The 24,835-nt window shown below is 50.4% G+C and carries 20 protein-coding genes and 1 pseudogene; 10 read left to right on the top strand and 11 right to left on the bottom strand.

Annotated elements, in window-relative coordinates; translation table 11 throughout:
- The first annotated feature begins 80 nt into the window (after positions 1–80).
- Complete coding sequence (locus ACES2G_RS11550; protein ID WP_374000221.1) at positions 81–776, top strand: FKBP-type peptidyl-prolyl cis-trans isomerase; 696 nt, start codon at positions 81–83, stop codon at positions 774–776.
- Positions 776–1,365: pseudogene (gene pdxH, locus ACES2G_RS11545) on the top strand (pyridoxamine 5'-phosphate oxidase). Before ACES2G_RS11550 ends, pdxH begins: the two are co-directional and overlap by 1 nt.
- Here the strand turns inward: pdxH and ACES2G_RS11540 are convergent.
- From ACES2G_RS11540 to ACES2G_RS11525, 4 genes are all read right to left on the bottom strand, one after another.
- Positions 1,362–1,931 (bottom strand): GNAT family N-acetyltransferase, encoded by a 570-nt coding sequence (locus tag ACES2G_RS11540; RefSeq protein WP_374000220.1) that lies wholly within the window; start codon positions 1,929–1,931, stop codon positions 1,362–1,364. The pseudogene pdxH and the gene ACES2G_RS11540 sit on opposite strands and share 4 nt — an antisense overlap.
- Entirely contained in the window at positions 1,903–2,211 is a 309-nt protein-coding gene (locus ACES2G_RS11535; protein ID WP_374000219.1) for a hypothetical protein, read from the bottom strand. Before ACES2G_RS11535 ends, ACES2G_RS11540 begins: the two co-directional genes overlap by 29 nt.
- 115 nt (positions 2,212–2,326) lie before the next feature.
- Positions 2,327–2,716, bottom strand: a complete 390-nt coding sequence (gene apaG, locus ACES2G_RS11530; protein WP_374000218.1) for a Co2+/Mg2+ efflux protein ApaG — start codon at positions 2,714–2,716, stop codon at positions 2,327–2,329.
- A 99-nt stretch (positions 2,717–2,815) separates the two neighbouring features.
- Entirely contained in the window at positions 2,816–3,784 is a 969-nt protein-coding gene (locus tag ACES2G_RS11525; protein WP_374000217.1) for an endonuclease/exonuclease/phosphatase family protein, read from the bottom strand.
- Between the two features lie 185 nt (positions 3,785–3,969).
- Between ACES2G_RS11525 and ACES2G_RS11520 the strand changes: the two genes are divergently transcribed.
- From ACES2G_RS11520 to ACES2G_RS11500, 5 genes are all read left to right on the top strand, one after another.
- Positions 3,970–5,001 (top strand): hypothetical protein, encoded by a 1,032-nt coding sequence (locus tag ACES2G_RS11520; RefSeq protein ID WP_374000216.1) that lies wholly within the window; start codon positions 3,970–3,972, stop codon positions 4,999–5,001.
- Positions 4,892–5,515, top strand: a complete 624-nt coding sequence (locus tag ACES2G_RS11515) for a hypothetical protein (protein ID WP_374000215.1) — start codon at positions 4,892–4,894, stop codon at positions 5,513–5,515. Before ACES2G_RS11520 ends, ACES2G_RS11515 begins: the two co-directional genes overlap by 110 nt.
- A 256-nt stretch (positions 5,516–5,771) precedes the next feature.
- Positions 5,772–10,352, top strand: coding sequence for an Ig-like domain-containing protein (locus ACES2G_RS11510; RefSeq protein ID WP_374000214.1), 4,581 nt, complete (start codon positions 5,772–5,774; stop codon positions 10,350–10,352).
- Positions 10,353–10,448: 96 nt separating this feature from the next.
- Positions 10,449–10,994: a hypothetical protein gene (locus ACES2G_RS11505; RefSeq protein ID WP_374000213.1), complete on the top strand. Its 546-nt coding sequence runs from the start codon at positions 10,449–10,451 to the stop codon at positions 10,992–10,994.
- Between the two features lie 106 nt (positions 10,995–11,100).
- The gene (locus tag ACES2G_RS11500) at positions 11,101–12,042 is read left to right on the top strand and encodes a YeiH family protein (RefSeq protein WP_374000212.1); all 942 of its coding nucleotides are present in this window, start codon (positions 11,101–11,103) and stop codon (positions 12,040–12,042) included.
- 36 nt (positions 12,043–12,078) lie between these two features.
- Here the strand turns inward: ACES2G_RS11500 and ACES2G_RS11495 are convergent, their stop codons facing one another.
- Both ACES2G_RS11495 and ACES2G_RS11490 read right to left on the bottom strand, forming a co-directional pair.
- Positions 12,079–13,485, bottom strand: a complete 1,407-nt coding sequence (locus tag ACES2G_RS11495; RefSeq protein ID WP_374000211.1) for a hypothetical protein — start codon at positions 13,483–13,485, stop codon at positions 12,079–12,081.
- Entirely contained in the window at positions 13,485–14,096 is a 612-nt protein-coding gene (locus ACES2G_RS11490) for a DUF502 domain-containing protein (protein ID WP_262551554.1), read from the bottom strand. The genes ACES2G_RS11495 and ACES2G_RS11490 overlap by 1 nt, the downstream gene beginning before the upstream one ends.
- Positions 14,097–14,266: 170 nt before the next feature.
- On the opposite strand from ACES2G_RS11490, the gene ACES2G_RS11485 reads away from it, so the two are divergent.
- Positions 14,267–16,126 (top strand): S8 family serine peptidase, encoded by a 1,860-nt coding sequence (locus tag ACES2G_RS11485; RefSeq protein ID WP_374000210.1) that lies wholly within the window; start codon positions 14,267–14,269, stop codon positions 16,124–16,126.
- Positions 16,127–16,300: 174 nt separating this feature from the next.
- Positions 16,301–16,624, top strand: a complete 324-nt coding sequence (locus ACES2G_RS11480; protein WP_347357520.1) for a hypothetical protein — start codon at positions 16,301–16,303, stop codon at positions 16,622–16,624.
- Between the two features lie 25 nt (positions 16,625–16,649).
- Here the strand turns inward: ACES2G_RS11480 and ACES2G_RS11475 are convergent, their stop codons facing one another.
- From ACES2G_RS11475 to ACES2G_RS11455, 5 genes are all read right to left on the bottom strand, one after another.
- On the bottom strand, positions 16,650–17,564 hold the full coding sequence (locus ACES2G_RS11475; protein WP_347357521.1) for a hypothetical protein: 915 nt from the start codon (positions 17,562–17,564) through the stop codon (positions 16,650–16,652).
- A gap of 12 nt (positions 17,565–17,576) precedes the next feature.
- On the bottom strand, positions 17,577–18,920 hold the full coding sequence (gene mgtE, locus ACES2G_RS11470) for a magnesium transporter (RefSeq protein ID WP_347357522.1): 1,344 nt from the start codon (positions 18,918–18,920) through the stop codon (positions 17,577–17,579).
- Positions 18,921–18,998: 78 nt separating this feature from the next.
- A complete protein-coding gene (locus tag ACES2G_RS11465) occupies positions 18,999–20,861 on the bottom strand; it encodes an ABC transporter transmembrane domain-containing protein (protein ID WP_347357523.1) in 1,863 nt (620 codons plus the stop codon).
- On the bottom strand, positions 20,854–22,635 hold the full coding sequence (locus ACES2G_RS11460) for an ABC transporter ATP-binding protein (protein ID WP_347357524.1): 1,782 nt from the start codon (positions 22,633–22,635) through the stop codon (positions 20,854–20,856). The genes ACES2G_RS11465 and ACES2G_RS11460 overlap by 8 nt, the downstream gene beginning before the upstream one ends.
- The gene (locus ACES2G_RS11455) at positions 22,632–23,261 is read right to left on the bottom strand and encodes a 2OG-Fe(II) oxygenase (RefSeq protein ID WP_347357525.1); all 630 of its coding nucleotides are present in this window, start codon (positions 23,259–23,261) and stop codon (positions 22,632–22,634) included. Before ACES2G_RS11455 ends, ACES2G_RS11460 begins: the two co-directional genes overlap by 4 nt.
- 32 nt (positions 23,262–23,293) lie before the next feature.
- On the opposite strand from ACES2G_RS11455, the gene ACES2G_RS11450 reads away from it, so the two are divergent.
- Positions 23,294–24,799, top strand: a complete 1,506-nt coding sequence (locus tag ACES2G_RS11450; protein WP_374000209.1) for an FAD-dependent oxidoreductase — start codon at positions 23,294–23,296, stop codon at positions 24,797–24,799.
- Positions 24,800–24,835 lie beyond the last annotated feature (36 nt).

Here is a 24,835-nt window from a genome sequence, read left to right as displayed (position 1 = left end):
TATCTATATGAAAATATAAGAAACGGGCGCAAGATATAGCCTTTAGTATTTAAAAACAAAACCCCTTAAGAGGAGACAGCATGAATAAATTGGTCCTTGGTGGTCTTGTTGTAGCTGCTATGGCATTCACAACAGCTTGCCAAAAGAAAGTGAAGCTCGATACTGATATGAAAAAAGCGAGCTACGCTATCGGACAACAAATCGGTGGCAACTTGAAACAACAAAACATCGATTTCGATGCTGACGCTTTGGCGCAAGCTTTGAAAGATGCATCTGCTGGTAAAAACGAAATGTCTAAAGAAGACATGCAAGCAGCTATGATGAAGCTTCAAGAAATGGCGATGAAAAAACAACAAGAAGCGGCTGAAGGCAATGCTAAAGCTGGTAAAGAATTCTTGGAGAAAAACAAATCTGCTGCTGGCGTGAAAACAACTGCTTCCGGTCTTCAATACATCGTTGAAAAAGAAGGCACTGGCGCATCTCCTAAGAAAGAAGACGTAGTAAAAGTTCACTACAAAGGAACTTTGACGAACGGCGAACAATTCGATTCTTCTTACGACCGTGGTCAACCTGCTGAATTCCCAGTTGGTGGCGTTATCCCAGGTTGGACAGAAGCTCTTCAATTGATGAAAGTTGGCGGCAAAGCTAAACTTTTCATCCCACCTGAGTTGGCTTACGGTCCATCTGGTCGTCCAGGTATCCCACCAAACTCAGTTCTTGTTTTCGACGTTGAGTTGATCGACATCGTTAAACAAGATACTAAGAAGAAGAAGTAATGATCGACTTTAACAAAGACCCTTTTCAGCATTTCGACCGCCTGATGAAAGAGGCGGTCGCTAAGCAAATCCCCGAAGCCAACGCAATGTCGGTGGCGACGGTGGATGAAGAGGGTGTGCCCTCCGTACGCGTCGTCTATCTTAAAGAGGTGTCGCAGGGGGCTTTGTTTTTTATGGCAACTACAATTCCCATAAAGGACACGATATCGAGGCCAATCCGATGGTGTGCCTCAACTTCCACTGGCCAGCTATCTGGCAACAAATCCGCATTACGGGTAAGGCTGAAAAAATCTCTGGGGCTGAAAGCGACGCTTACTTCGCCACGCGTGCACGTCTAAGTCAGGTCGGCGCATGGGCCAGCCATCAAAGTGCAGAGATTCCTGATATCGACTGGCTGTCCCGCCGAGTTCAGGAATACGAAAAGCAATTCGACGGTCAAGTCGTGCCACGTCCGCCACACTGGGGCGGCTGGAGAGTCATTCCCACTGAAATTGAATTCTGGTTCGGCTTGGGTGGTCGCTTGCACGAACGCTATATCTATCAGCGTGGTGCAGACGGTTCCTGGAACCGCCTGATGCGAAGTCCTTAATTATATTCTTCTTTGGTGATGGCGTAGATTTCCATATCCATCCACTTTTTATTCACCAGCAGACGACGTTTGCTAACGCCTTCCTTACGCATTTTCAAAGCCTTTGCGACCTTGATGGATTTTTTATTGGTGGGAGCAATGCCGGCTTCCACGCGATGAAGCTTTAGTTTTTTAAATGCGATATTCAAAGCTCCGTGACTTGCTTCTTGAGCAAAGCCATATCCCCAATAAGGATTGAAAATGCGGTAGCCAAGGTACGCATTCTGAAAAACCGCACGGGAAATATCCATCAGGCTGACGTTGCCGATCAGAAGACCATCGTCCTTCAGGAAAATTCCGAAAGAATAAAAGTGATCGGAATTTTTTTGCTGTTTTTCTTTTTTTAGAAGCTCTTTGAATTTCTTCTTGGTCAGCTCACTGTCCGCCCAGTTGGTTTCGTCCCATTCATTTTGGGGCGGTTTCATGCTGGAATAAGCCTGCACCCAGTTTTCATAATCAGTTTCTTCCAAAGGGCGCAGGATCAGGCGGGCGGTTTTTTTATAAAGAGGCAGATCTATAGACTTCATTGCTGACAAGTCTAAGAGGGATGCGTTTTAAGTTGCAATAGAAATAGGTCAAATTGTGAGAGCTGCGCACCACAGAGGTGTGCTCTTCATGTCCCACCATCTTGACTGTGATCTTGACCGGATGGTCTTTTTTAATGGCAACCAGTTTTGGGGTCACATAATTGGTCTTATGGTCTTCCACCCAAATCTCGGCGCCTTCTTGTTCTGAAATTACCATGCACAGGCACATTTCTGGTTTTTCCAGACCCAAGAGTTCTCGCAAGCTTTTAAACCATGCCATGACAGCCTCCCGTAAACTGGCACAGGGTTTAGCACAGCTTTGTTTTAACTCCAGTGAAAAGCATAAAACTGGACCTTAAAAATGTTCCGAAGAAATAAGGGGATTATGAGGGAAATTAATGCAGCGCCAAAGGTGCCACAAGGTAGAATTCCGGGACTTCCACGCTGAAGCTTTCGCCATTCTCAGCCACGAAGAAATAGCGTCCCAGCATACTGCCAGTGGAGGTGTTCAGCGGGCAGGCACTGTCGTATTCGAAGGTTTGCCCTGGGTGGATTTTGGGCTGTAATCCAACAACCCCGGGGCCGCGGACTTCTTCTTTGTTTCCGGCAGCATCTGTAATGACCCAGTGACGGCTCATCAGTTGCGCCGGGGAAGATCCGGTATTTGTGATCGAAATTTTGTATGCAAAAAAGTGATAACCCTTTTCAGGCTTTGATTCTGAAGGGACGTAAACGACTTTTGCCGAGATCTGAAAATCCGGGACTGATGTTTTCTGCATGCTCATAAGGACCTCAGAATAAATCTTTCCCTGATTTCCGGCAAGAGCAAGCACGAGGGGTGTTCCTTTTTGGAGTGCGGTGTGTTGCAAAAGGGGACGCCAATATTACCGAAGTGGCAACTGTTCCAATTCGAAAACCAATGGATAGTGGTCCGATGGAAGATTGAGTTTGGCATCCATGTTTCGTGGGATGTCGTGATCCATTCCGAACTCATCCTTATAACGATACACCTTGCAAGAGCCCGGTTTGACCAGGGCTTGCAGCAGTGGTGGAGCAAAAACGAAATCAATTTGTCGCCCATCAGCCCGGGAGCCATTGCGCACCTGATAAAAAGTGGCACGATCTTCCAGAGATAAGCCTGCGGCTTCCAAGATATCCCGAAGCTGGGTGCGACTGTAGAGATCTTTGAACTCTTCATCAGTACCCTGGGAGCTGGCATTGCCATTGAAATCACCAGCCACCACAACAGGGACCTGCGGGTGGTTCTTTTCCAGTTCCTCGTAAATATCCAGCAGGGTTTTGAGCTCGGCTTGGCGGCGTTCGAATCCATTGGGATCAATGCGCTCAGGATCCAAGCGGGACTTCAGGTGCGTCAGAAGGATGATCATGAAAGGTTTATCCTGATCGTTCTTGAAAAGCTTCAGCTCAACAACGTCTCTGGAAAACTTATGGCTGGTGGTGATCTTGCCGCCCTTGACCGGATAGCCGTTGTTCAGACTGTCGCGTTCGTGAGGATAGAGATAGTTGATCAGGCGGTTTTTGTTGGATTGAAGATCGAAATAAAACGGCAGGCCTTTGCGAATCAGAAAGCCGACATCAATGTTGCGTTCCGAGTTTCCCTCAATAAGACAAGGTGAATAGGCATCATCCATAAAGAGAAGGTTGAAGTTATTCAGTGACTCCAAACCACCCACTTCACACAGCATGACAATGTCAGCATTGATGTCTTTAAGGGCTTTGGCGATTTCCTGAGTCTTTTTTAGAGGCTTATTTTCATAAACGGAAGTGGACAGGCGTTGCCATTGAGCTTCCTTCAGATTCAAGACGTCCTTGGATGGCGTTCCATCAAACATCAAAAACAGGTTCTCTGCATTGAGTAAGCAAAATTTTAGGTTTGTGGTCTCGGTCCACGTCATATTATGATTTTACGGAACATACCGCCCTAGAAGCCACCTCAAAACATACTCTGCCGCATCGCTTCGTATGTGAGTAGAATCCGAGGGGCTTCTTTCGCACTTATTTAAAAGGTAGGCATACAGTGGCAAAAAAAGCGGCTCCGGCAGCAAAGGCATCCAACAAACTTCAATTCCAATCCTGGATTGAAACTTTCGACTTCGGTAAAGAACTTAAAGTAAAAAATGAGATCACAGGATACGTTTATTTCCTGGGTGTGGATGATTCCGCGAAGTTTTCTTCGTTGGTGCAAGAACACGCGTTAGAGTGGCAGGCGAAATCCTTGAAACAAAGCGAGAAGGAAGTGGTTTCCTTCGTCGGCGCTCAGGGGCCTGTTTGGATTTTACGTCCGCGCAAAAAAAACACGGTGGGACATGACGGTTTGATCGACGAAGCGGCTTATACCTGGGCCCGCGATCAGTTCGGCTCACTGGTGACTCAGTTCAAAGCTCAACAACTTAAAGCCGTGCAAATCGAATTCCATGGCACCGAAGGTGTTCAGGATTTGGGAGCCCTGACGGGGATGGATATGGCGGCCTACAGCTTCCGCCAATTTGTTGACGGTAAACAGTTGGCGGATCTGCCAAAAGTGGCAGCAAAGAAATCTTTGGGAGCTTGGGACAAGGCTGTTGTGAAAGAGGCCATGCTTCGTGCCCGCGCGGTGAATGTGGCTCGTCACATGGTGAATCTGCCTCCGAATGATCTGAATCCAAAATCTTTCGCAGAAATGGCGACCAAGCGTTTGGGGTTCCCGAAAAACACCAAAGTGACTGTATGGGACACTAAAAAACTGGTTCAGGAAAAAATGGGTCTGCATGTAGCGGTCGGCCAGGGGGCTGAAAATGGACCTTGCATGGTTCACCTGAAATACCGTCCGACGAAAAAGTCGTCTTTAAAACCTGTGGCCTTTGTTGGTAAAGGGATCACTTTCGACACGGGGGGCGTTGGATATCAAGCCTTCTTCGGCAATGCGCCTGATGAAAAAAGACATGGGCGGGGCCGCCAGCGTGATCGCTTTGGCACAATGGGCGGCGGACAGCAATTATCCGGGTCCTTTGGATTTCTATCTGGCACTGGCGGAAAATGCGGTGGACGGAAAATCATTCCGTCCAAGTGATGTCATCACGGCTCGTAACGGCATGAAAGTGGAAATCGACAACACCGATGCGGAAGGCCGTTTGGTTCTGGCGGATGTTTTGGATGTGGCCTGCACGCAAAAAGCCGCCGATGAAGCAGAAGTGGTGATCGACGTGGCAACCTTGACGGGCGCTATCAAAGTCGGCCTGGGTGCTGAAATTGCCGGTCTGTTTTCAAACGATGATGAACTGGCGACGGCCTTGACCAAAGCCGGTCAGCGTGCCGGGGATTTAAACTGGCGTATGCCGTTGTTTGAAAAGTACTGGGGCGATCTGGCATCCCCATTTGCGGACTGTAAGAACTCCGGTGGCGGTTTCGGCGGAGCCATCACGGCAGCGTTGTTCCTGCAAAGATTCGTGCGCGGTAAAAAATGGGCGCATCTGGATGTTTATGCCTGGACGGATAAGGCGCAAGGGGCCTTGCTTTCCAGTGGTGGCAGTGGCCAGCCGGTCCAGTGTCTGATCGAGTTCCTGAACGCTCGTCTTGCCAAGTAGTTTTTTAGCAGGTGCGCCCTCGAATAACGAGGGCGCCTTCTGTTCCCGTTCTGAGATTTTGCACTTTTTTGGAGCAGAAAAACCATCACATTCCGTGAATCAGCTTTAGGGGCCCTTAAGGTTGTCCGTAAAGTAAGTAATGACAAAATCTCGGCACGTCCACGGCACCTTTTTAAGTCTCCAGTCCACGGTCCTATTCGGACTGTTAGCGTTCTTTTTATCGGGCTGTACTTTGTCCGCCGAACTCAAAGGAAAATTGGCTTCTTTAATTTCCCAGACACCTCCTCAGGTGGTTCTGACCTCTGTGATCCAAGCACATTCCAGTGTCTCTTCGTGGGAAGTCTCTGTTCAATTGTCAGAAGAACTTCTGGGGCTTGAAATCAGTGATTTTGAAATCACTAATGGAACTCCTTCAAGTTTAGTACAAGTCGATGCGAAAACCTGGACGTTGCAAATCACTCCCACTGCGGATGGAGCGGTCACGGTCGTTCTGCCGGAAGATAAAGGTGAAGGTCGTTTTTCTGCAGTTCCCAATAAAGCCTCTAACAGTCTTTCTTTTATCAGCGACCGAACCCCACCTCAGGTGACGCTGGGATATCTGGGGGCGAATCCCACCAATGTTTCTCCAATCTTGGTGGATGTGATCTTTGACGAAGATTTGGCGGAAGTGCCGGACTTAAGTGATTTCTTGGTCGTCAACGGAACCGCCACAAATCTGACGGGTAGTGGGAAGGTTTATACTGTGGAAGTTGTTCCCAGTTCTTCCAGTGCCACGGTGGGGTTGGTGTATCAGGCGGATCGCGTTCACGATCTGGCTGGAAATTTAAATCTGGTTTCCAATGATGTGACGGTCGCCTTCAACAGCAATCGCCCCACGGTCACCTTAGGCAGTACGGCACTGTCGTCTGTGAATACGACGGATATCACAGTGACGGTATTGTTCAGCGCTTCTGTCACGGGTTTTGATGCTTCTGATTTAGAACTGACAAATGCGGTGGTGTCCGGTCTTTCCGGCAGTGGTGACAGCTATAGCTTTACCTTGACGGCGCTTTCCCCTGGGACTTTTTCCGTTAAGGTGAAAGACAGTGCCGCCGTGGATGGATCATCGAATCCCTCTCTGGCCTCCAATGTTCTTTATCGTGTTTATGATATAACCGGCCCGACGGTGACGCTCACAAAAACCGAGACCAGTCCGACCACTCAGGCCAGTGTGGTTGTAACATTGACGTCCAGTGAGATTTTCTCAAGCTCGCTATCGGCCAGTGACTTTACGGTCACCAATGGAACCATCACGGGGCTGACAGGTGGCGGGACCAGTTATTCTTTCACCGTCACAGCCACCGACGAGGGAGCTGTGAGTGTGCAATTGCCAGCATCCGCGAAAACGGATGTGGCAGGCAATGGGAATGCGGCCTCCAATACTTTGACTTGGTATTATGATCTGTTTGCTCCCAGTATGACCATCACGTCCGTACAGGGAACCACGACAGGAACTTCTCCTTTCGCCGTGGAGTTTGAAGCCAGTGAAGCCATCGGTGGGTTCACGGCCTCGGATGTGGCAGTGACTAACGGCACGCTGGCTAATTTTGTCAGTGTGGATGGAACCCACTGGACGGCGGAGGTGACTCCGGCCGCACAGGGAAATGTCACGATCTCCATTGCGGCAGGAAGCTTTACGGACGGTGCGGGAAAAGACAACACAGCCTCTTCATTGACTGTTCTTTTTGACAGCGTTCGTCCGACGGTGGTGCTGGCCGGGGGCTGGGGTTACACGAATACCGTACCCCTGACTGTCACCGCCACGTTCAGTGAAAATGTGACGGGCGTGACGTTGTCAGATTTTGTGTTTGTAAATGCCACAGCGACATTGACCGGCAGTGGCAGCAGCTACACCTTGACCGTGACTCCTTCCGCAGAAGGTCTTTTCAGTGTCACTCTTCCCGAACATGCGGCTCAGGATGCTGCCGGAAATACATCCCAGGCTTCCAATACCCTCTCTAATAATTATGATATAACTCCACCCACCGCTGTGATCGTGGCTGATGCAGGTTATTACAATTTTGACTCTCCAATTCCTTTGACCGTGACGTTCAGTGAACCTGTGACGGGAGCTGGAACCGGGGATTTCACTGTTACGGGCGGAACCTTGTCGGGATTTACAGGCAGTGGGGCTATTTATACCATGACTTTTACCCCGAATGGGGCGCCAGCAACGGGAGTGAAGACGGTCTTTCTGAAAGCCTCCGCAGTGTATGACCTGGCAGAAAACCTGAACACAGTGGTGTCTCCAACGGCAGAATTTTATTACGACAATACACCTGTGACGATTTCCCTGGCTCAAAAGGAACAGGTGATTGAAGAAACAGACGGCGCTGTGAAGAATATCACTGTGAATCTGAGCATCGCCAAACCTTATGATGTTGACGTTTTCTATCGCACGTTGGGAACTGCGGTGTCAGGGATGGATCACGATATTCCGGCTTCCGGTTCTGTGCATATTCCGGCAGGTGCCACCAGTGTTAATTTGCCTTTCCAGGTGTCTGCGAATGGCGGTTCCAATGAAAACAAGTACGCGCAGTTAAACTTATACTATGCGAACACCCCGGCCGCCACGTTCTCGAATCAGTATCAAAGCCGTGTGCTGATTCAGGATGTTGATAATGTCACGCGGGCCACAGCCGCAAAGGTGGTGGTCAGCAATGAAAACCGCTGTGTGCTGACCTCAGCGGGCAAGTTAAGATGCTGGGGAGCCAACAGTAACGGCCAAGTCGGTGATGGAACCACGGAAGTGCGGGATTTCCCCGTGGATGTGGATGCGACAACGACTTACAGTGATATTTCTTTGGGATATCGCCACGTCTGCGGTTTGACTGTGGATGGCGATGTTAAATGTTGGGGTGGCAATGGATCGTCTCAACTGGGTGATGGTTTGACGGCCTCCCGCTCACTTCCCTTTACGGTGGACAGTGGCTATTCTCAGGTTTCCGCCGGGGATGATTTTACCTGTGGAATTAAAAATGGTGATGTCTATTGCTGGGGTAAAAATTGGGGCGGACAAATGGGTGTCGGCACCACGGGTGGTACTCGCACAGTGCCGGGCCTGACGCTGGATCAGGCGGCGGACTTTGTCGAGGTATCGACCGGCAGTGACTACGCCTGTGCGATTAATACGGATAAGGAACTGTATTGCTGGGGGCAAAATCTGAATGGTCAATTGGGTGACGGAACCCAGACCGCAAAGACTCTGCCGGTGTTGATCGGAACGGGTTTTGTAAAGGTGCGCGCTCAGGCTGTGTCCTACGTCAATAAAACAACATGTGCTTTGAAGGACGATAAATTTATCTATTGCTGGGGAAGTAATGGCAATGGGCTGGTAGGCGATGGCACCACCACAGAAAGACTGGTGCCGACCGCAACCTTTGGCGGTTATGAATTTGACGATGTTTCCGTGGGGACCTTGCACGTCTGCGGAAAATTAACGGGTGGAGGTCTTCGTTGTTGGGGATCGAACTCTTATAACTGGAATTCTTTGGGTGGATTGGGGAATGGTGTTTATATCACCGGCACCACCACCAATAAGCCGGAACTGGTTTTAGGCGGCGACACCTTCACTTCGATGAGCGCGGGATGGAACGCCACTTGCGGTGTGAATTCTGTCGGACGTGTGAAATGCTGGGGAGATTTAAATCGTGGCTTTATGGCTGATCCGGCGGGGCACATTCGTCTGGTGCCTGCGGTTTCAGATCTGGGAGAAACCTACTCCAGTATGTCCACAGGTGCCGGCGGTGGATGTGGAATCACCTCGGCTGGTTTGCTGAAGTGCTGGGCAGGTTGGGATGGATATGACCCATCGTCAAGAACACGCTCTATCGGTGATGGCACAAATATTTTACGAACATCACCGGTGGTTATTGATCGGGGACGCATCTATACAGACGTTTCATCTTCCGGTTCACACAGCTGTGGAATCCGCGATACGGGCTTCCTGTATTGCTGGGGTAAAATCAACAATGGAGCAAATTATATCCGCCCGCTTAAAGTGGACGGGACCGTGACTTACAAGGCCGTTTCAGCAGGGGGCTCGCATTCCTGCGGGATCACGACATCGGATGTTCTAAAATGTTGGGGAACGAACACCAATGGTTCCATGGGTACAGGGTCTGCGACGTCGAGTTATGCGACTCCGGTGGTGATTGACTCTGGTGTGGCTTATAAGAAAGTATCTGTTGCAGGCTGGAATAGCTGCGCGATTACTGTTGGTGGCACTCTTAAATGCTGGGGATATAATTACTACGGTGCTGTGGGAGTGGGAAATAACGTGAATAGCTATAATCTGCCACAAGTAGTGATGGATGGGACAAAATTTATAGATATTTCCTTGGGCGGGGATTCTGCCTGCGCCCTCAGCGAAGACCAGGATCTATACTGTTGGGGTAAGGGAGATTACTACAGATTGGGCTTGGGTAACACCAACAACTACAATGCACCTCAGTTAGTGGCTTCAGGGACTAAGTTTGATTCAGTAATGGCTGGCGGCAACGCGGGTTGTGCGATTCGCTCTTCTGATAAGCGCGTGATGTGTTGGGGGACGAACAGTCCTTATGGAGTGCTGACGGGAGTCTTGGGAAATAATAACGTCGCGGCGACCACACCTCAGGCGATCTCAGACAGTGATTCGTATGTTTCTCTGGGTTCTCCGGGAGTATCGATGTGTGGAGTGACGACCAGTCAGGTTCTTAAATGTTGGGGAAGCAATCGCTATGGCGGCTTGGCCAACGATAGCGTCTTCCGCATGTGGGGTACCCCTGTTGACGTTACGACATGGATCTTTCCTTAGAGTCATTCTGACACTGAAAGAATTGGCCTTGAAATTGCTCTGGAAGTTTTTGCTTCTTCGATGGGGCGAAGAAGTCAAACTTCGGGGGTTTTCGTGATGTCTGCTATAAGAAATTCTTTGGTTCTTCTGCTATCCGCAACATGTTTCTTCTTTGCGCACAATGCGGGCGCACAGGATCGTAATTCTCAGGAACGCATCCGTATTCTGGAAACCCGGGTCTATCAGCTTGAAAGCAATCTTTCGCAAATCAATCAACGTCTGGCCAATCTGGAATACGGCCAACGCCCTCAACCGTTCCCGGAACCCGCACGGGAGGTGGCCTGCATGGTCACAGATACCGGCTATAACAAAGTCTTCCTGGGGAAGGGACGTATAAAACTGGAAGCTGAAGCCGCCGCTCGCGAGGCCTGTGGCAAAGCGGTGAACAGCGTTTACTGTAATGCGACGGCCAAGTGCAGTGATCCTCAGAAAGACGCGAACATTCGCGGTGCCATTTGTGTGCTGACTGATACAGGTTACAATAAGACTTTCAAAGGCGAAGGCCGTTCATTGATCGAAGCGGAGTTCGCGGCCCGCAGTGCTTGCGGAAGCTCCGTGAATGCCGTTTACTGCATGGCAAGTCCTCGCTGCGAGACTTTCTAAAACTTTTTAAAATATTTTTTTGCAAAGACACGCGCCAATGGGTGCGTGTCTTTTTGTTTGTACCCTCTGCAAAATAGCCGCATAGTAGGGACTCGCGAGGTTGAATATGTTGGCGAGAATCCTGATTCCGTTGGTGGCACTGGTAAGTTTGGCTCCTTTTGTTTCTTCGGGCGTGGCCCTTTTTGCAGGCGTAGCTGTGGCCTTGGCCTTCGGAAATCCCTATCTGGATCACACACGTAAAATCACTCACTCTTTGCTGGGCATCGCTGTTATGGGGATGGGGGCTGGTATGGACCTGCACGTGATCGGACGGGTGGGTTTGCAAGGGGTGGGTTACACCGTTGTGGGAATTTCTTTGTCTTTGGGGCTGGGGATTTTGCTGGGGCGTCTGCTTAAGACTGAAAAAGACACGTCGGTTTTGATTTCTGTTGGAACCGCGATCTGCGGAGGCAGCGCCATTGCGGCCGTGTCGCCAGTGATTCGCGCCAAGCACCACGAAGTGTCGGTGGCTTTGGGGACGGTGTTTTTACTCAATGCCGTGGCCTTGTTTGTGTTCCCTCCGTTGGGACATTTCTTTGGTTTGACAGAACATCAATTCGGTCTGTGGAGTGCCCTGGCTATTCACGACACCAGTTCCGTAGTCGGAGCTTCCATGCAGTATGGGGCTGAAGCTTTGCAAGTGGGAACGACGGTGAAGCTGGCGCGTGCGCTGTGGATTGTGCCTGTCGCCTTCCTTATCGGCTATGTGTATGCAAAAAACTCAAGTGCCACAGGGGAAAAGGCCAAAGCCAAGCGCCCCTGGTTTATTCTGGGGTTCCTGATTGCCGCGGCCATCGTGACGTGGATTCCGTTATTAAAGCCCGCAGGGGAAGTGGTGAACTCCATTTCCAAACGTTTGCTGGTTGTGACCTTGTTCCTGATCGGGGCCAGTCTGACACGCGAAACGGTGAAGAGTGTCGGCATCAAACCGTTCCTGCAGGGTGTGATTCTGTGGGTGCTGGTCGGCAGTGCTACTCTGGGTGCTATCTTGTTGGGATGGATTCACTAAATAAAAGCGACAAAGCCCCGGTTCCCCGGGGCTTTGTTATTTTAAGCCAAAAAGCTTTTGTTTCTTGATCAGTTCGCGGACCCCTTCGGGAACCAGTTGTTCCCATTGCGGGTCGCCTTTTTCAATCATCTTCATCACATCAATAGAGTGCAGATATTCGCCGGTTTCATCGCAGCCGGAAATATCCACGATCTGCTGATTTTCGATAAAGTGAGCATAAATATGACGTAGGTGCGGGGACGGGAAGAAGCTTTTCGCCGTCAGGCACAAGTTCGGCGTCTTATGCGGATAAATATAAAGCTTGGTCTTTTGCTCCAGAAGTTTTCCCAGGCCTTCTAACAGTCCACCTTGTAGATCGCCGTAGTGTTCTTCCGTAAAAAGTTTGTTCAGGTGGCTGGCGCCGACAACCAAGGCCATAAAATGCGGGTTGTAACGGCGGATAAAACGCTTCAGCCCATAGAACAGGAAGAAGTTGGAAATCAAAACATGCAGTCCCTGACTGGTCAGGGTTTCGACGCGTGCCAGGAAGTCTTTTTCATTCACATGTCCGTCGGCGGTCAGGTTGTGCATGGTTAGTTCCATGATTGGCAGAACTTCCAGTTCTTTGCCTTCAGATTTCAATACATCATCTTTGATCTGCTGCAAACCTTTTTGCAGAACATCCAGGTGGGTGACTGTAACCGGACGGAAGGTTCCGCGCTGAATTAACAGCGACTTGCCATAAACGGCGTCGGAAATATTCAGGATCTCGTTTTGTGGAGAGAACAAAATAGCCTCTGCCAAACCACGACGAACCAGCTCCAGATTCATCAGGCGCACATCAAAGTGCTGTACATTCGGACCACTGAACTTGATCACATCAATCACGATCTGGTCGTCTTTAAGCCCATCCACCAACTGCGTGACAAAGGATTCTGTTTCCGGAAGGTGATAAAAGGCGCAATTCAAAAGATTGACACCTAAAATACCCAAAGCTTCCTGCTGTTGCAGGCGATGGCGGTCCAGCATGCGCACATGCAGAACGATGTCATTGGGCGGGCCGCCGGGTTCACTTTGAAACCGCACGCCCATCCAGCCGTGGGATTGTTTGTTGCTGCCCGAAGACGCTGTCGCGACTGTATTGGCAATGGCAAAGAAGCGCGACTGCGCACCGCGAGTGGGGCTCAGTCGGTCCACCAGCAGATCGTATTCGTGAGTCAGCATCTTATTCAGACGCGATTCGCAGACATAGCGGCCGTTCTTTTCGCGGCCATAGATATCGTCGCTGACAATCATGTCATAGGCGGAAATGGTTTTGGCAATCGTCTGAGAAGCTTTTCCCGCCTGAAAGAAGTGACGGGCCACTTCCTGACCGGCTCCAATTTCCGCAAACACACCATAGCGACTGATGTCCTGGTTGATTCTGCGGGCTTTGCTCAGGGTGTTTTCAATGGAGTCGGACATTATTTGGTCTCACCTTCATTTTTATCGGCCTTCACCCAGCCGGTGATGGCAAGGCTCATCGCTTTTTCAATCGGCATATCCAAAGGTGTGATGCGCGAACGGGGAACCATCAATGTGAAGCCCCCTAAACCATAACTCATGGGAATGTAAACGGCGATACGGTCCCCGGCATTTTGTTCAATGGCAGGAACATCCTTGAAGTTTTCACGGGTCACCAAACCCATGGCGCGAATGGTGGTTTCGCCTTCACCCAAATCCACCAGCACAACTTTTTGCAAGCCGCCCGGGCCGCCACCTTTTGAGAAAAGATTCATCAAGTCACGCAAAGGACTGTAGATGGCTTTGATAAAGGGAACTTTCGTCAGCTTTTGTTCCAGCTTTTGGAAAATACCACCTGCCAGAAGGTTGTTAAGCATAAGACCCAGCAAAAGAATCAGAACAATAGTGATCAGGAAGCCCAGGCCTGGGATGTAAACCGGAAGAATCTGGCGAAGGGCATCGCCCAGGAAGCTGTCCACAATTGCGACGCCGGCATAGATAATATAGATCGTCAGTGCAATCGGTAAAAATGTAACGAGGCCCTGCAAGAAGATCTTCTGGAGTTGTTTCATAGCTAGATGTCCTGTCCTTTAAAACCTATCGGCAACAAATAGATATCAGCTAAGTCAAAACGCATCAAGTTCTGACGCTGTCTCACTGTGAGACGAACAATAAAAAATAATTTGTCTAAATCGACCCCGACTTCTGGCCGAAGAGTTCTTTGAATGGAAAAGGAGAACCGGTGACGCCGATTCTAAGATCTCTATTTCTGACAGTGAGTTTGGTTGGCTGGACGGCAGGGGCTCAGGAAGCTCCTAAAGCTGTCCCTGGCGAATATCTCATTAAGTTTAAGGCTTCTTCAGGGGGGCCTGCGCTGGCACAAAGCAAGCTGCAGGGAAAAGCCAATCTGAAGTCCACATTCCCAGGGCTGGGGGTCTTCCAGATCTCTATGAAGGCCGTGGCGGATGTAGAAGAGCTCAAAAACGATCCTGATGTTGAATATATTGAACCGAACTATATTCTGGAAAAGAACGAGATTGAACCCAATGGGCCGGTAGAACGTCTTTCCTATGAAGACGCCATCGCTTCCGGTTACGCTTCCAGCAATCCCACAATGTATTCACAATCTGCGGCAGACACCCGCGTATCTGAGTCTTGGTCTTATCAGAAGCCTCTTTCTGCATCCAGCGGCAAGATTATTGTTGCGGTGGTGGATACGGGCCTGGACAAGAATCATGATGTTTTTAAACCGGTCAATCAGGGCGGTACAGGCGCTCTTTGGCGAAATGAAATTGAAGCTAACGGTGTGCCTGGGGTTGACGACGACCAAAACGGCTATGTCGATGACATCAACGGTTGGAACTTTATCAGCAATACGGCCAACTTCTATGACGATGACGATCACGGAACTCACGTGGCCGGGATCGTTGTGGGCGCAGGCTTGAATATCTTTGCCCGTCCTTTGGACGAATCAAAAATCGAAGTCATGCCTTTGAAGTTTCTGGCTAAAGGCGGTGCCGGTTCCACGGCCAACGCCATTCGTGCGATCTATTATGCGGTCAACAATGGGGCCCGTGTGATCAATAATTCCTGGGGCGGTTCGGGCTACAGCCGTTCGTTGCAGGATGCGATTGCTTTTGCTTATGATCGCCACGTATTGGTGGTTTCCGCGGCGGGCAACTATGGCAGTAACAACGACTCCAGTCCGATGTATCCTGCCAGCTACGATGTACCAAGCAATCTGGCAGTGGCCTCGACAAGTCGTTGGGATGACCGTTCGGGTTTCTCGAATTACGGAAGCTACTCGGTGCACATTGGCAGCCCGGGAGAGTACATTGAAAGTACTGTTCCTGGTAACAAGACAATGAAGATGTCCGGCACCAGTATGGCAGCTCCTTTGGTTGCTGGTATGGCAGCACTGGCGATGCGCGAAGCTCCGGGCCTGTCGGGCTATCAGGTTAAACAATTGGTCATGAGTTCGGCAGATCAGGTGTATAGCCTTGAAGGTGTGGTGTCCTCCAAAGCTCGTGTGGATGCTGTGACCTTGACGAGTGCTGCGCAAAACATGTCGACGGCTGCGGCTTCGCAACCGGTTTACAAGGCGGCAGATCGTTCACCAGCAGATGACGGGGCTTCCGCCGCAGGTGGTTGCGGCTTGGTTCAGAGTGTAATCAAGCAAGGTCCGGGCAGTGGCTCGGGTGGTTCTTCCGGCGGAGGCACGGCGGGAGTCGTTGTCGGTCTTCTGATGATTCCATTGATCTTGTGGCAAGTGCTGCGTGTTCGTGATCCGAAATCACGCAGAAAGTTTGAACGCTTTAAAATGAGTTCTGAGATCCGTGTTCAAGTCGGCGATCGCGAGCTGGTAGGTGCCGTGAATACGATTTCCGAGGGTGGTCTGTCCTTCAATACAGATCAAGCTCTGGAAAAAGGCGGATTGGTGACAATGCGAATCCAAAGTCCGGATGGTCACGAGATTATCGAGGTCCAAGGACAGGTGGTCTGGTGCGAGGCCAACAAGTCTTACGGGGTTCAGTTCGCCAATGCCCGACAGGGAACTTTGGCGATGATCCGCGATTGGACCACCGGGATGATCAAATCCTGACGATAAATTGATAGATCCTTAAAATTCCGAGGCCGTGAGACTAAAAAACTCACGGCCATTTTATTTTCATCGTATGTGCCGGAACAGAATAATTACATCCCCAGACATAGTTTTGGAGCCCCGCAGTCCTTCTTGGTAAGAGGAGCCCGTTGTTAATTCCAAAAGGAGATGCCGATGAAAGCTGTCTTGTGTGGTTTATTGATGATGGTGATGACATCAACTGGTTTTGCAGCGGTGACTGCGAAGGACGTATCCAAGTGCCAGATGTTCGCAACGGGTTTTGCTGAAGGGGTTTACTCTGCAAACACGCCGGGCATTCAGGGACATGAGTGGGAAAGCTCCGTCGCGTCTTTCACGGTGAATAATGCCGACAGTTCAATTGATTACAAAGTGGTTGTGAGTGGCAGCAATGATGAAGGCGACACCTGGGATGCGACCTATCTTATCAGCGTGGCAGCCAAGGGCTGCCTTTTGATCTCTTACGATGAAGTAAATTAATTTGACAGGAAACGAGTTCCTGCGATTAAAGGCCGAAGATATCAAAGACCCTGTCTGCCAGTTGGAACTCGTGCTCCAGATCCAGGGGGTCTTCGGGCAGATACCAAGGTTCTGTCTTGGAGCCTTTATGCAGCAAGGATAATCTTGTTTGTGCCTGCTTCCAGAAGCGCTGCTGCCATTGTTGGTTGGTATTGTGAGTGAAAAGTTCACTCAGCTCCAGCGCACGCTTCGTGGCGGCCTTTGCCATAGGCTTATTGCCTGGGACGATATAATTCACAGCCGACTCAATATCGTCGGGATGGACCATTTCCAAAAGCAGATAGGTCGCGGTCAGAAGGGCATGCAAATATTGGCGGTATTCTTTTTTGGGAAGCTGGGACCATTTGTCCACACCGCCGGGGCGATAGATCGCACGCACTTGTTCAAATGCGTTGGAAACAGTGGTTCCAAGTTCGTCTCCCAGGGCAAGATCTAAGGTCACGACCAAACTTTCCGCGAAATTCAAATAACGACAGAAAGCCCGCTGCTCTTTCGGGGCAGGGGGTAACAGACGCCATAAAATGCGGTGATTCTGTTCGTGAAAAAGGGAAATCTCGCTGTAAGCCAGCAGGGACTTCACGGCTGTTTCAGGATCAGCGACCTCCGCCGAGTGATCTTTAAACCATAGCATTTCACTTAAAATGGGACTGTATTCAATATGATCTTTAAACAGATCCTGCGCGCTGAGAGAACGCATGGTTGAACACACGCGCGCAGCATAAGTTCCTTCCAGTGACCGATACAGTTTGCGGCTTTGGCGGTACAGGCTGCTGGCATTCAGAAGCTGGCCATCAAAAGGGGACTCCTCCAGCACCATTGAGTTGTATTTCTTTGAAATTGGAAGATCAAAAAGCAAAGAGATATTTTTCAGATACTTCTGCACAGGAGAACTTTTCTTCATATCAATGAAACCTTATAGCAAAATGCCGCTGAGGAAGAAGGACGCCACTGAGAAGTAGATCACAAGCCCTGTCACATCCACCAGTGTGGCAACTGCAGGAGCAGAAGCCGAGGCAGGGTCAAAGCCGACCTTCTTCAGAATGAATGGCAACATAGAGCCCGAGATCGTACCCCACAAGACAACGCCCACGACGCTGGCTGCGACGGTCATACCAACTTGCATATAGTGAACGGTGTACAGGCTTTCACGGTTAGGCCACAGCATGATACGGATAAATCCGATCATACCCAGCACTAGCCCCAGGCAAGCTCCTGTCAGGATCTCGCGCCCCAGAACACGCCACCAGTCACGCAAACGCACCTCGCGCAAGGCAATGGCACGAATAATCAACGTCGAGGCCTGAGAACCCGAGTTACCACCCGAGCTGATAATCAAAGGAATAAACATGGAAAGAACCACAGCTTTGGAGAGCTCATCTTCAAAGAAGGCCATGGCTGTGGCGGTGAACATTTCCCCCAGGAAGAGGATCATCAGCCAGCCGCCGCGCTTTTTTAACATCTCCAGCATGGATATCTTTAAATAAGGCGCATCCAGGGACTCAACACCCCCGATTTTATGGATATCTTCGGTGGCTTCTTCCTGAATTGCTGTCGCCACGTCATCGAAGGTGACGATACCTTTCATGATCCCGTTTTCATCGACAACCGGAACGGCCATCAGATCTTGTTGCGAGAAAATGCGACCGATTTGCTCCTGGTCCATTTCAACCGGAACTTTCAGAACGTCAGTGTGCATGATCTCGGCGATCTTCTTTTCTGGAGAAGACTGGAACAATTCACGGAAGGAAACCACGCCCAGAAGTTTTTGTTCTGAGTCCAGAACGTAAGCATAATAAATTGTTTCAACGTGGGTCTTGGCCTGAATGCGGATATAGCTGATGGCTTCATCCACGCTCATGTCTGGGCGCAGGCGCACGAAGCGGGAACTCATCAAGCCCCCGGCGGCGTCTTCAGAATAGGCCAGCAGGGCGGTGACCTCACGTTTGGTCTGTGGATCAAGTAGAGACAGAATATCTTCGCGGCTGTCCGGACCCATTTCCTGAATTAAATCGGCCACGTCATCGGGCGCGAGCAGGCGAATCCAGGATCTTTTTTCAAGATGGCTGGCTTCTTCGATCAGTTCGGCCTGGTCGTGGGTTTTAAGGCTCAGAAAAAGTTCTTCAGCTTCGGTGCGTGGAAGTTCTTTGAATTTTTCGCGGCGTTCAGCAGGACTAAGGGCGGACCAACCATCCGAAAGAGACATCAGCGTGTCTTGATTTTGGACTTCGTCAAGGCTGTGGTTTTCGTTGTTGTCCATGGGCCCCACCTAGTTGAAAAACGGATATCGATTTCCCGATGAAATACCCTCTAATATCGGCCGGCGCAAACTTATTCTTTAGACTAACTCGGTGTTTTTGAAGCGGGGAAGGACTTCTTCGGTCGGTCCCAATGCGACAATTTCGCCGTTCTGTAACCATAAAATTCGATCACACTTTGCCAGCGTGGACAGGCGGTGCGCGATGATAATCTGCGTCCTGTCAGAGAAGAACTCTTCTGTGGCGCGAACCATGATTTCTTCAGACTGTGGGTCTACGGAGCTTGTCGCTTCGTCCATGATCACTATCGGGGCTTGTTGCAGCAGGCAGCGCGCCATACACAACAGTTGACGCTCCCCCAAGGACAGATTTTTGCCGCGTTCTTCGATTCTCATATCTAGCCCGCCGGGTTGAGCCAGAACCCACTCGCGCAAGCCGACCTGTTCCAAAACAGAAAGAAGTTTTTCCTCGGCAATCTGGTCGTCGATATCCAGATTAAAGCGCAGGCTTCCTTGGAAAAGGATTGGTTCCTGCGCGATAAAGGCCATGGACTTACGATACAAACTCAGATCCACGCCCGACATCTGCTCTGACAGCTTCGGCAGGTGAGTGTTGATTGAAATCTTTCCTTTGTCGATCGGATAAAGATAAAACAGCGCCTGAATCAAACTGGATTTTCCAGACCCTGTACGCCCCACGATCCCCAGACGCTCTCCGGCTTTGACCTCAAAGTTAACGCCCTTAAGGACCCAGGGCAAATCTTCGCGATAGCGGAACCAGACATCTTGGACCTGCACCGAGGCATTGCGCTCTTCAGTCAGACGGCGGTTCGCCAGATACTTTTCCACAGAAGCAGAATAAGTCGGGTGCCCTGTTGCGAAGGCGGCGGTGGAGGGCAGCAGCGAGCCGCGCTCGATGTCCATGCGCATGTATTGATCCAGTCGCTCCACACCAATCATGGCCTCTTCAAATTGTGTCAACCATTCAAAGAACATCTGCACTGTATTTCCAGAAAGGGCGATGAAGGCAAAGGCCACCCCGACAGAGCCCACTGTGGCCCAGCCTTTTTCCACCATGAAATAGGCCGACACACCTGTGATCAAAAGCAGAAACGCGGTCAGGCTGTTCATCTGCAAGGAAAAACTCAAAAGGCTTTTGGTGGTGTTCATTTTCTGTGTCAGGAAATAACGGTCCAGGCGTTCAAAGCGCTCGCCAAAGGATTGCTGACGGCGGAAGGATCGGATCGTGCTGGCACCTTGAGTGGTTTCAGCAAAGTGCGCGATGCTTGGGGATCGGCTGGCGGAAAGCTCCCGGCGGGCCGTGCGCAGTTTTTCCTGATTTATTTTGTAAACCAGATAGTTCATGACCGCGATAAAGACGACAAAGATCAGATAAATCGGGTTGGCCAAAGTGATCAGGGCCACCATCATGGTCAGGTCGAAAATGATGGAGATAAATTCAGCCAAGGGACCGCCGAACAAACGGAAGACGTTGCCATAGTCACTGGAAAAACGCGTGATAATCCGACCTGCTGGAGTGTTATCAAAAAAACTCATCGGCAGGCGTGACGTGCGCAAGGTCACTTCATCATAAAAAGACGAAATTGCCTGCGCCGACAAGCGGGAAAAACTCACCCGGAACGACAGGGTCATGATGAAACCCACCAGCGCCATGCCCGCAAGCAAGGCGATGATCTGTCCCGGGGTCAGTCCTGTCAGAATATTCTCTTTGCCGGTGATCGTATCCACCCAGTACCCGATGATATTGGTATTGGCCAGCAGCAACCCGCGGCCGATAATACCCAAGCACAAGCACAGAATGATACGGGCCAGGAAGGGTTGGTAGGCGGATTTCAAAGTGGCATAGATGGTCTTGTTGTAGCCACCATCTTTTTTCGTGTCGCCGTCAGAAAGATATTTGGGTTTGATCGGTGCATTAGACATGAGTCGCCTCCGCTTTTTTCTCTGCGGCCTCTTTGGCAACACTGGTGGTGTAGGCCCGGAACTTTTCGTTGCGTGCCAGCAGTTCCTCGAATGTACCGGAATCAATAATCTGTCCTTCTTCCATGAACAAGATACGATCCACGCGGTTCAGAGCGCTCAGGCGGTGAGTCACCAGAATGCGGGTGCGATCCACCCAGGCCCCCAGCAATAACTGTTCAAACAGCTTTTGTTCGGTATCGACATCAACCGCACTTAAACAATCATCCAACAGCATGATCGGAGCTTCGTGATAGTGAACACGTGCCAGACCGACACGTTGTCTTTGGCCTCCGGAAAGATTCACGCCGCGTTCGCCGATTTCGGTGTTCAGGCCTTTTTCAACACGCTCGGTACTGAGATCAAACTGCGCCAACCGCAAGGATTCTTCCACCATGGGGTCGCGTTCGGCTTCGATGTCATAGATGAAGGCCACGTTTTCGCGTAAAGTGGCGTTCATGATAAAGCCCTCTTGCGGCACATATGCAAAGTGGGATCGGACTTCGTCCACGGAAATCTTTTCAGTGTCTTTTCCTGTCAGATGATAGAAGTCAAAGCGCGCGCCGGTTTCTTTCAGCAAAGACAGCAGCAGCATGGATTTTCCCGCGCCCACTTCGCCAACGACCGCCACGAATTCTCCATGTCTTACGTCCAAAGAAACATTGCGCAGAATGCGACGCTGGGAAACGGTCAGATTCAAACCGCGAACTTGCAGTGCATATTCTTCCTGACCTTGTGGAAGTTGAGGGCTGGCAGAGCTGTCTTCGGTCATGTTGTTTTTGGTCGAGAAATAGTCTTCCAGGCGACGCAATGAAGTCCATGAGTCAAAGGCAAAGGTGAAGAACCACGGCATCTGACGGAAAGGACGGGTCAGAAAGACCCCGACAATCCATAGCAAAGCCAGAAGCTCACCGCTGGTCAGTTGGTGCTTGGAGTAAAACACCAATGTCGCCAGGGCCACAGCATTCAGAAAGAAGGTGATGGAGGTTGAGATCGAGTTCATCATTTGGCCATTGGTCACCATGGAAACGCGATTGCGGGTTTCCACGATACGCTTGGCGAAAATATTTTTTTCAAAGTGTTGGGTCCAGCTCAAGATACGGATGGTGCGGATATTCTGAATCCACTCATTCACCAGGCCAATACGCTCTGCTGCCAGTTGTTTGAAGTTGAAAAAGAATTTGGACTGACGGAACGCCAGGAAAGTATTCAAACATGAAATTGCCAGCATCAGAAGAATGGTTGGCCAAAGTGGAACATCAAAAAGCAGGGAAATTGCAAAAGGTGACAGAATCAGCGGGAACAGCATAGAGGCGCCAGCTGGGAGCGTCTGATCCAGAAATACAGTGGCGCCCTGCACGTCAGTGGCGTACAAAGATACAATTTCGCCCACGGGGCGGCCACTCATCGTGTCCACCTGCAAATGCAGGGTTTTGTCGTAAAGTCTTTTGGCAAAGATCTTTTGCATGTAAAGCGCTTCGCGCACGCTCAGAAAGTTTGTCAGTTGAGTGAATGCTTGAGCCAGCAGAACACAAAGAAAGGCGCCGACGACGTAGGCCAGTGTGTGATCAAACTGGAAGAAATGAAGCCGACTTTCAACCCCTGTCAGCTGATCGATGAACTCTTTCTGAAAGAAGGGTCCCAACAACCCCAGTACCGCCGCGATCAAAGAACACGCCAGAACTGTGAATCGGGCATAGGGGCGGGTGAAAACAACTTCAGCAAAAAGAGACTTCATGATGCATCGTTCCTAAACCAACCGGTCAAGCTAAGCCGGTGTGAATGACTTTTCTCCACTTGGTGCGGGAAAAGTTCGCTGCGGAATAAAACAAAGGTGCCAAGGCGAGGTTCAATCTGTTTGATAAGCTGATTTTCATTTTCAGGCTCATACAAGCTGAGTTCGCCACCATCTCCCTTTTTCCAGTCGGAGTTGAGATAAAGAACAAAGGTTATTCTTCTCGCACCCGAGCCGCGATGGTTGTCAATATGCTTATCATAACCTCCGCCCGGAGGATACAGTGCAAAGTGAGATTCAAATCTTTTGAGGCCTAAATAAAAGAACTGATTGAGGGTCTGTTTTAGAAGCTCCATCTGATCGAGGAAGCTTTGTTGCAGCTCCGAGGCGGTGTTTTCCTCCAGCCACAGAGTGAAATCGCTGCGAATTTCAGAGTTGATGGTTTTGCTGCCTGCATGCCCAATGGAGGCTTTGGTCAGCTCTCCTTGGTGGTGCAGGCGATGACACTCTTGGGCGAGCGCCAGGCAGAATTCAGAGGGAAAAATGTCGTTTGCTGTGGCCCAGTTATTCTGGGCCAGAGACTCCAACATTCTATCCAGATTTAAGAGATTGATTTGATTCTGTTCCAAAGTGTTGCCATTCTATTCAGGTGAGGGGAGCAATGGCAAAAAGTTCTTTTACCCGTCGTGAGTTTTTGAAAATCTCGGCTTTGGGTTCCGGCGCAATGGCTTTAGGGGCCTGCGCCAGCACCGAACGCTTCTTTATGGGCGACACCCGGGATTTGCGCGACGAGGTGGTTATTTTAGGGGCCGGTGCGGCAGGATTGTCGGCTGCCTTTGAACTGAAAAAACGCAAAGTTCCATTCCGGATCTTTGAGGCATCCTCACGTGTCGGGGGCCGCGTTCAGTCTGTTTCAGTGTTTTCTGAAGAAGGCCCGGTGGCAGAGCTGGGGGCGGAATTTATCGACGGCTCTCACTCTCATGTGATCGCTTTGGCCAAAGAATTGAATCTGCCTCTTAGGGAAATCCGCACTTCTGCCGGAGCTGAGGCTCACTTGTTTTCATTTCAGGGACGTCAATATCGTGTGAAAGATCTGATTCCGCGCATGAAGACGCTGCAGAATCCATTGCGCCGTGTGCGGTTGGATTTGTACCGCGATCAGGATGTTTTGCTGAGTTACAAAAATGCCTTTCAGTTTGAGCGTTCCGCTTACTATGACAGTCTGTCATTGAAAGATCTGTTGGATTCCTGGGCCAGCGAGGTGGATCCGGTCTGGCGGGAACTCATTGAAGTTCAGGCGGTCAGCCGCTTTGGTGTGGATGCCAAGGACCAGTCGGCGTTGCATTTTCTGTCGACGGTGGATGCAGAAGGCAGTTCGCTGCTAAGCTCCTCGACGATCTATCGCATGGAAGGCGGACTGTCCTCATTGATGCAGGTTCTGGCGGATCGGGCTGGTGGCGTTATTCCGGATCACATCATGAAAATGAACATGGCTTTGGTGGAAGTGGAGTATGAAAAAGAAGTCTTCAAGCTGACTTTCCAGGGGCCTCACGGAAAAGAAACCTTCCGGGCTCGCAATGTCATTTGCACACTGCCATTTTCAAAATTGCGCGAAGTCAAAGGGCTGATGGGTCTGGAGTTTTCTGAATTGAAAAAGGAAGCCATTCGTAATCAGGAATACGCCACTCACAGCAAAGGCGTTGTCGGGTTTGCAACTCCGTTCTGGCGCAATCAAGTGGCTTCGACACCGGCGAATCTGGGCAACTTCACCGGAGATTTTATTTCCGAGAAAATATGGGATTCGGGGCGCTCGCAGCCGGGCACACAGGGGCTGCTGACTTGGCAAAGAGGCGGGGGTTCTGGTTTGCAAGCCGGGGCTGCGGCCACGGACGAAGCCCGTAAGGATCTGGAACGATTCTATGGCGAAGTGCCAGCGCGTATCGGCTCGATTCAGCAGATGATCAACTGGCGCCAGCGCAAGTGGTCGTTGGGGTCCATGGCCGTCTTCAAGCCGGGGCAGTACATGAAGTATCGTGGAGCCGCAGCAGAGCCCGAGTTGGCGGGACATCTTCATTTTGCCGGAGAGCACACCAGCCTGCGATTTGCCGGAACCCTGCAAGGGGCGATTGAAAGTGGGCAAAGAGCAGCGGTGGATATTTTGCGATAGAAAATAAAAAAGGCGTCACACAAGTGACGCCTTTTT

This window comes from Bdellovibrio bacteriovorus, assembly GCF_041888015.1.
Taxonomy (GTDB): Bacteria; Bdellovibrionota; Bdellovibrionia; order Bdellovibrionales; family Bdellovibrionaceae; genus Bdellovibrio.
This window is presented reverse-complemented; position numbering and strand designations above follow the sequence as displayed.

Excerpts from the sequence above, each read along its gene's own strand:
- ACES2G_RS11550 (WP_374000221.1), top strand. The coding sequence starts at position 81 with ATGAATAAATTGGTCCTTGGTGGTCTTGTTGTAGCTGCTATGGCATTC.
- ACES2G_RS11540 (WP_374000220.1), bottom strand. The coding sequence starts at position 1,931 with ATGAAGTCTATAGATCTGCCTCTTTATAAAAAAACCGCCCGCCTGATC.
- ACES2G_RS11535 (WP_374000219.1), bottom strand. The coding sequence starts at position 2,211 with ATGGCATGGTTTAAAAGCTTGCGAGAACTCTTGGGTCTGGAAAAACCA.
- apaG (WP_374000218.1), bottom strand. The coding sequence starts at position 2,716 with ATGAGCATGCAGAAAACATCAGTCCCGGATTTTCAGATCTCGGCAAAA.
- ACES2G_RS11525 (WP_374000217.1), bottom strand. The coding sequence starts at position 3,784 with ATGTTTGATGGAACGCCATCCAAGGACGTCTTGAATCTGAAGGAAGCT.
- ACES2G_RS11505 (WP_374000213.1), top strand. The coding sequence starts at position 10,449 with ATGTCTGCTATAAGAAATTCTTTGGTTCTTCTGCTATCCGCAACATGT.
- ACES2G_RS11500 (WP_374000212.1), top strand. The coding sequence starts at position 11,101 with ATGTTGGCGAGAATCCTGATTCCGTTGGTGGCACTGGTAAGTTTGGCT.
- ACES2G_RS11495 (WP_374000211.1), bottom strand. The coding sequence starts at position 13,485 with ATGTCCGACTCCATTGAAAACACCCTGAGCAAAGCCCGCAGAATCAAC.
- ACES2G_RS11490 (WP_262551554.1), bottom strand. The coding sequence starts at position 14,096 with ATGAAACAACTCCAGAAGATCTTCTTGCAGGGCCTCGTTACATTTTTA.
- ACES2G_RS11480 (WP_347357520.1), top strand. The coding sequence starts at position 16,301 with ATGAAAGCTGTCTTGTGTGGTTTATTGATGATGGTGATGACATCAACT.
- ACES2G_RS11475 (WP_347357521.1), bottom strand. The coding sequence starts at position 17,564 with ATGAAGAAAAGTTCTCCTGTGCAGAAGTATCTGAAAAATATCTCTTTG.
- mgtE (WP_347357522.1), bottom strand. The coding sequence starts at position 18,920 with ATGGACAACAACGAAAACCACAGCCTTGACGAAGTCCAAAATCAAGAC.
- ACES2G_RS11465 (WP_347357523.1), bottom strand. The coding sequence starts at position 20,861 with ATGTCTAATGCACCGATCAAACCCAAATATCTTTCTGACGGCGACACG.
- ACES2G_RS11460 (WP_347357524.1), bottom strand. The coding sequence starts at position 22,635 with ATGAAGTCTCTTTTTGCTGAAGTTGTTTTCACCCGCCCCTATGCCCGA.
- ACES2G_RS11450 (WP_374000209.1), top strand. The coding sequence starts at position 23,294 with ATGGCAAAAAGTTCTTTTACCCGTCGTGAGTTTTTGAAAATCTCGGCT.